This is a genomic window from Actinoallomurus oryzae, assembly GCF_039541955.1.
Taxonomy (GTDB): Bacteria; Actinomycetota; Actinomycetes; order Streptosporangiales; family Streptosporangiaceae; genus Actinoallomurus; species Actinoallomurus oryzae.
This window is the reverse complement of record NZ_BAABHF010000025.1, coordinates 317,772-323,942: the sequence shown is the minus strand read 5'-3', so window position 1 is coordinate 323,942 and position 6,171 is coordinate 317,772. Positions and strand designations below refer to the sequence as shown.

The window sequence follows — 6,171 nt, the reverse complement described above, 5'->3', positions numbered from 1 at the left end:
CGTTCCCTGTCCGCGCGGGCCGCCGACCGGGTGGCCCCGGCGGGAGGTCAGATGGCCGACTCCGCGCCGCCTCCCAGATACGCCGCGCGAACCTGCGGGTCGTTCAGCAGCTCACGGGCCGGGGCCGACTTCACCACCGCCCCCGTCTCGAGCACGTACGCCCGGTGCGCGATCTGCAGCGCCTGCTGGGCGTTCTGCTCGACCAGCAGGACCGTCGTGCCGCGCCGGTTGATCTCCTGGATGATCGTGAAGATCTGCTGGATGAGCTTGGGCGCCAGCCCCATCGACGGCTCGTCCAGCAACAGCACCTTCGGCCGGGTCATCAGCGCGCGCCCGATGGCGAGCATCTGCTGCTCCCCGCCGGACATCGTGCCGCCGGCCTGGTCCTTGCGCTCCGCCAGCCGGGGGAACAGGTCGAAGACCTCCTTGAGGTCCTTCTCGACGTTGCCCTTGCGCGCGTACGCGCCCATGTGCAGGTTCTCGGTCACCGTCATGCCGGGGAAGATCCCCCGGCCCTCCGGCGCCTGGCCGATGCCCATGAGCACCCGCTTGTGCCCGGCCACCTTGCTGATGTTCCGGCCGCCGAACACGATCCGCCCCGACGACAGCGGGCGCAGGCCCGAGATCGTCTTCAGGGTCGTCGACTTGCCGGCGCCGTTCGCGCCGATCAGCGTGACGATCTCGCCCTCGTCGACGTCGACGGACACGCCCTTGAGGGCCGCGATCTTGCCGTAGTGGACGTGGATGTCACTGATCTCAAGAAGCATCGGCAGGAGCCCCCAGATACGCCTCGATGACCCGCGGATTGTTCTGGATGTCGCTCGGCAGGCCTTCCGCGATCTTCTGACCGAAGTCGAGAACGGCGATCCGGTCGCTGATGCCCATGACCAGGCTCATGTCGTGCTCGATCAGCAGCACCGTGCGCCCCGCGTCGCGGATCTTCCTGATGAGCCGCTGCAGCTCCTCCTTCTCGGTCGGGTTCATCCCCGCCGCCGGCTCGTCGAGCAGCAACAGCTTCGGGTCCGTCGCGAGAGCCCGGGCGATCTCCAACCGCCGCTGGTCGCCGTACGGGAGATTCCTGGCCGTCTCATGGATGCGGTGTCCGATACCGACGAACTCCATGATCTCCTCGGCCGTGGCCCGGCCCTGGCGTTCCTCCCGGCGGTGCCAGGGAAGCCCCAGCGCCGCCCCGGCCAGACCCGTACGGTGGTTCGCGTCGGCGCCGACCAGGACGTTCTCCAGCGCCGACATGTTGTGGAACAGCCGGACGTTCTGGAACGTCCGGGCCACGCCGAGCTTGGTCACCTTGAACCGCTTCTTGCCGTCGATCCGCGAACCGGCGAAGACCACGTTCCCCTCGGTCGGCCGGTACACCCCGGTGACCACGTTGAACACGGTCGTCTTCCCCGCGCCGTTCGGACCGATCAGCGCGAAGATCTCGCCCTGGTCGATCGTCAGGTCGAGGCCGTTGATCGCGACCACGCCGCCGAAGCGCATCGTCACGCGCCGCAGGTCCAGCACGGGAGCCGCGGCGCTCGCCGCCTGGTGACTCATTCGCCCACCTCACCGGCTGCGACGGTGGCCGGGCCGGCCACCTCGGCGCCCATGGATCCCATGCCTCCCGATCCCTCGGCCAGCTCGGCCTTGCGGCGCCGCGACGGCAACAGCCCCTCGGGCCGGAAGACCATCAGCAGCACCAGCACCGCGCCGAAGACGAGGACGCGGTACTCCTGCAGCCCGCGGATCCGCTCCGGGATCCAGGCCACCAGGAACGACCCGAGGATGACGCCGGGGAGGTTCCCCGACCCACCGAGCACGACCGCCGCCAGGATGGTCGCCGACAGGATGAACGGGAAGTTCGTCGGAATGATCGACACCGCCTGGGAGGCGTACACCACACCGGTCGCCCCGCCGATCGCCGCGCCGATCGCGAACGCCGCCAGCTTGAACTTGAACGTCGGCACGCCCATCAGCTCGGCGGCGTCCTCGTCCTCACGGATCGAGGCCCAGGCCCGGCCGACCCTGCTGCTCTCCAGCCGCTTCACGAAGATGATCGCGATAACGATCACGAGCAGCATCAGGTAGTAGTACGGCTTGCCGTCCAGCGCACCGTACTTGAACGGCTGCACACCGCCGAGACCCAGCGCGTCGAACAGCCCGTTGTCCGGGATCGTCCACTCCGAGAAGGACGGCGGATGCGGAATGCCACCGATGCCGTTCGGGCCGCCGATGTAGTTCGTGTTGTTCGCGGTGATTCGTACGATCTCACCGAAGCCGAGCGTGACGATCGCCAGATAGTCACCGCGCAACCGCAGCGTCGGAGCGCCCAGGATGATGCCCGACAGCGCCGACAAAGCGACGCCGACCGGCAGGATCTCCCAGAAGCTCCAGCCGAACTTCACCCCGAACACCGCCATGCCGTACCCGCCGATGGCGAAGAACGCGACGTAGCCCAGGTCGAGCAGGCCGGCCTGGCCCACCACGACGTTCAGCCCGATGCCCAGCAGGATGTAGCCGCCGATCGGGAAGAACAGCAGCGTCGGCCAGTCGGTGTACGGCGACATGAAACTGCCGATGCCGTCCGCCGGCAGCACCAGCGCTATGGCGATCAGAACGACATAGACCAGCCAGCGCACCCACGAGGGAGCGCCCGACCAGCGGTCACGAATCGAGTCGGCTGCCGAGGAGTACGCCCCGCGTACTCGGGTGAGCGGGTTTCCAGAAGAGGAATCGTTCATGCGCGCGCCTGTTGGAGAGACTCACCGAGAATTCCGGTGGGACGGAACATGAGGACCAGCACCAGAACGCTGAATGCCACGACATTCTGCCATTCCGAGCCGAAGATCGCCGAGCCGTACATTTCGAAGAGCCCGAGCACGACACCGCCGACCAGCGCGCCGCGCAGGTTGCCGATGCCGCCCAGCACCGCGGCGGTGAACGCCTTGATGCCCAGCAGGAACCCGACGTCGTACCGGGTCTCCTCGAACCGCAGCATGAAGAGCGCCGCCGCGACACCGGCCATCGCACCGCCGATCGCGAACGTCGCGGTCACGATCCGGTCGATGTTGACGCCCATGAGCACCGCCGTCTCAGGATCCTGCGCGGTCGCGCGAATGCCGCGGCCCAGCTTCGTCCGGTTCACGAAGATGTCGAGCAGCACCATCATCAGCACCGCACCGACGATCACGATGAGACGGTCGTTGGAGAGTTCGAAGCTCCCGATGTGGATCACATCGGTCCGCTTCACGAAGTGACCCTGGATCGGCAGCGCGCCCTTCTCCTTCGGCAGGCCGAAGGCCCAGGGCACGACGATGCGCGCGAAGAGCTGCTGCAGGAACAGTGACGCGCCGATCGCCGAGATGAGCGCCGCCAGGCGGGACGCCCCGTGGCGGCGCAACGGCCGGTACGCCGCGTACTCGAGGATCACCGCGCTGCCGCCCGAGGCCACCGCACCCGCGGCGGCGAAGACGACGAGCAGCCCGACCAGGGCGAACCCACCGACATTGGACGGCATGCCGAAAAGATGAAGCATTCCCAGCACGGCGAACGTGCCGATCATGAAGATCTCGGAATGCGCGAAGTTGATGAGACGAAGAACGCCGTAGACCATCGTGTAGCCGAGCGCCACCAGTGCGTAGATCGCGCCCAGCGACAGTCCGTCGATGGTGTACGGCCAGAACTGGCTGATGAGGTTGTTCAAGTTGATCGCCTTCGCCGCAGGAGCGGGAGCGCGGTGCGCTCCCGCTCCTGGCGTTACGTAAGCCCACCTACGGCGGACTGATTACTTGACAGTGGCGGTCTTGGAGTTGCCCAGGAGGGGCAGCTCGCTGCCCTTGACCTCGTACACGTAGACGTCCGTCGCGGTCGGCTCACCGGCCGAGCTGAACTTGATCTGCTTCGAGACGCCCGGCTGGTCGATCGTCGACAGGAAGGAGTTGATCTTCTCCGGGGTGGTGTTGCCCGCCTTCACGGCCGAGATGAACGCGCTCGCCGCGTCGTACGCCTCGGCGGAGTAGATCGCCGGGTCGGCGTTGAACTTGGCCTTGTACTCCTGCGCGAACTTCTTGCTCGCCGCGCCCGCGGAACCGGTCGGGTCGATCAGGCAGGGGCAGCCGATGATCGAACCGTCGGCGGTCGTGCCGCCCGCGCCCTGGGCGAGGCCCTTGTCCAGCGAACCGTCGCCCGAGAGGAACCGGGCCTTCACTCCGCCCTCACGGAGCTGCTTGAGCAGCTTGCCGGCCTGCGCGTAGTAACCGCCGAAGAAGACCGCGTCCGGGTTGAAGGCCTTGGCCTTGTTCACCGTCGAGGAGTAGTCCGAGCCCTGGATGTCGATCGCGTCCTCGGACGTCGCGGCGCCGGCCTTGGCCGCCGTCGCCTTCACCGTCTCGGCGAGCGGCTTGCCGTACTCGGAGGCGTCGTTGATGACGAAGAGCCTCTTGGCCTTCAGGTTGTTCGCGATGAAGTTGCCGATACCGGCGCCCTGCACGTTGTCGTTGCCGATGAGGCGGTGCCAGTACTTCCAGCCGTGCGAGGCCAGCGCGGCGTTGGTCGCCGACGCCGAGATGTTCGGGATCTTGCCCTCTTCCAGGACCGGGTCCGCCTGGGCGGACTCGCCCGAGAAGGTCGGCCCGATCATCCCAACGATCTTGTCCTTGGTGATCGCCTGCTTGACCAGGGGCACGGCCTGCTCACCCTTGCCCTGGCTGTCGTAGGTCTTGAAATTGATCTTGACCTTCGGGTTCGTCGCGTTGTACTGGTCGATCGCCAGCTGCGCGCCCTGCTTGGGCGGGATGACGATGCCGGAGTTCTCACCGGTCAGGTCACCCACGAATCCGATCGTGACGCTATCGCCTTTGCCGCCGCCGTTGCCGCTGCCAGAGTCTCCGCAGGCGGACGCGCCGAGCGCCAACGCCGCGCTCACCGCGATCACACCGGTGAACTTCACAGTCCTGCTCCGCAAGGCCGCTCTTCCTTCCGTAACCGTTTTGCACGGGGGATACCGGGTACCTCCCCAGGACGCTCATATGGGCTCTACGGGCGCTTTTTCACGGTTCCTGGGGGCCAGGGCAGTAGTACACCTATGTGCTGGGCTTCATGGACAGCCCTTCGACATGGTGTTCTCACTTCGTTACTCACTTGTGCCCTAACCGTCGAGCAGTTGACTGAACCGGAACCACACGCGTGAGAGCAGGCCAAACGCGTTGACGGCGGCAGGCGCCGCCGTCAACGGTGTTCGGATCGTCAGTGAGTGAGCCGACGCGCCTTCACTCGGCGTCGTCCGCGGGCGGCCGGCCGAGCCCGCCGGCGATGACCGCCTCGGCCACCGCGCGCATGGTCATCCGGCGGTCCATCGAGGTCTTCTGGATGAACCGGAAGGCCTCCGGCTCGGACCAGCCACGAGCGGCCTGCAGCAGCCCCTTGGCCCGGTCGACGGCCTTGCGCGTCTCCAGGCGCTCCTCCAGCGTGCTGACCTCGGCCTCAAGGCTCTTGATCTCCTGGAACCGGCTCACCGCCATCTCGATCGCGGGCACCAGGTCGGCCTTGGTGAAGGGCTTGACGAGGTACGCCATCGCGCCGGCCTCCCGGGCCCGCTCGACCAGCTCGCGCTGGGAGAAGGCGGTGAGGATCACGACGGGGGCGATGCGGTCCGCGGCGATGCGCTCCGCGGCCGAAATGCCGTCGAGGATGGGCATCTTGACGTCGAGGATGACGAGATCGGGCACGTGCTCGACGGTGAGGCGGATGGCGGACTCCCCGTCCCCGGCCTCCCCGACGACCTCGTAACCCTCTTCTTCCAGCATCTCCTTGAGGTCCAGCCTGATCAGGGCCTCATCCTCGGCGATCACAACGCGGCGCGGGGTCTCGGTCACGCGCACGAGCGTACCCGGACCCGCTACTCTTGTATCCGTCCGGGAGGCCCTAGTGGGGCGAACCGGACCTTCTATAACGAGAACTCCATATGGCCCCGATACCCCAACGGCAGAGGGAATGGTCTCAAACACCATCAAGTGTGGGTTCGAATCCCACTCGGGGCACTTTCCAAAAATTCCGGCACTGCTCGAGTTTTGTCATACCCTGCGCTCACACTGTCCGCATGCCCCCGAGCACAGTACGTAGGGACAGCACTTCAACCGCCTACGCCTATCTACTGGGGCTGTACTTGGCGACGGG

The 6,171-nt window shown here is 66.7% G+C and carries 6 protein-coding genes and 1 tRNA gene; 1 reads left to right on the top strand and 6 read right to left on the bottom strand.

Annotated elements, in window-relative coordinates; translation table 11 throughout:
* Positions 1–47: 47 nt before the first annotated feature.
* From ABEA10_RS25155 to ABEA10_RS25130, 6 genes are all read right to left on the bottom strand, one after another.
* Positions 48–767, bottom strand: a complete 720-nt coding sequence (locus ABEA10_RS25155; RefSeq protein WP_329258572.1) for an ABC transporter ATP-binding protein — start codon at positions 765–767, stop codon at positions 48–50.
* The gene (locus ABEA10_RS25150; RefSeq protein ID WP_345468055.1) at positions 757–1,554 is read right to left on the bottom strand and encodes an ABC transporter ATP-binding protein; all 798 of its coding nucleotides are present in this window, start codon (positions 1,552–1,554) and stop codon (positions 757–759) included. The genes ABEA10_RS25155 and ABEA10_RS25150 overlap by 11 nt, the downstream gene beginning before the upstream one ends.
* Positions 1,551–2,738: an ABC transporter permease subunit gene (locus ABEA10_RS25145; RefSeq protein ID WP_345468052.1), complete on the bottom strand. Its 1,188-nt coding sequence runs from the start codon at positions 2,736–2,738 to the stop codon at positions 1,551–1,553. The genes ABEA10_RS25150 and ABEA10_RS25145 overlap by 4 nt, the downstream gene beginning before the upstream one ends.
* Positions 2,735–3,700 carry a branched-chain amino acid ABC transporter permease gene (locus tag ABEA10_RS25140; RefSeq protein WP_345468049.1) on the bottom strand — a complete coding sequence of 322 codons (966 nt, stop codon included), beginning with the start codon at positions 3,698–3,700 and terminating at the stop codon, positions 2,735–2,737. Before ABEA10_RS25140 ends, ABEA10_RS25145 begins: the two co-directional genes overlap by 4 nt.
* Positions 3,701–3,781: 81 nt before the next feature.
* Positions 3,782–4,960: a branched-chain amino acid ABC transporter substrate-binding protein gene (locus ABEA10_RS25135; RefSeq protein ID WP_345468046.1), complete on the bottom strand. Its 1,179-nt coding sequence runs from the start codon at positions 4,958–4,960 to the stop codon at positions 3,782–3,784.
* A 304-nt stretch (positions 4,961–5,264) separates the two neighbouring features.
* Positions 5,265–5,876, bottom strand: coding sequence for an ANTAR domain-containing response regulator (locus ABEA10_RS25130; protein ID WP_345468044.1), 612 nt, complete (start codon positions 5,874–5,876; stop codon positions 5,265–5,267).
* 86 nt (positions 5,877–5,962) lie between these two features.
* Here ABEA10_RS25130 and ABEA10_RS25125 point away from each other — a divergent pair.
* Positions 5,963–6,035 (top strand) — tRNA-Leu (locus tag ABEA10_RS25125).
* Positions 6,036–6,171: the final 136 nt, after the last annotated feature.

Excerpts from the sequence above, each read along its gene's own strand:
- ABEA10_RS25150 (WP_345468055.1), bottom strand. The coding sequence starts at position 1,554 with ATGAGTCACCAGGCGGCGAGCGCCGCGGCTCCCGTGCTGGACCTGCGG.
- ABEA10_RS25145 (WP_345468052.1), bottom strand. The coding sequence starts at position 2,738 with ATGAACGATTCCTCTTCTGGAAACCCGCTCACCCGAGTACGCGGGGCG.
- ABEA10_RS25155 (WP_329258572.1), bottom strand. The coding sequence starts at position 767 with ATGCTTCTTGAGATCAGTGACATCCACGTCCACTACGGCAAGATCGCG.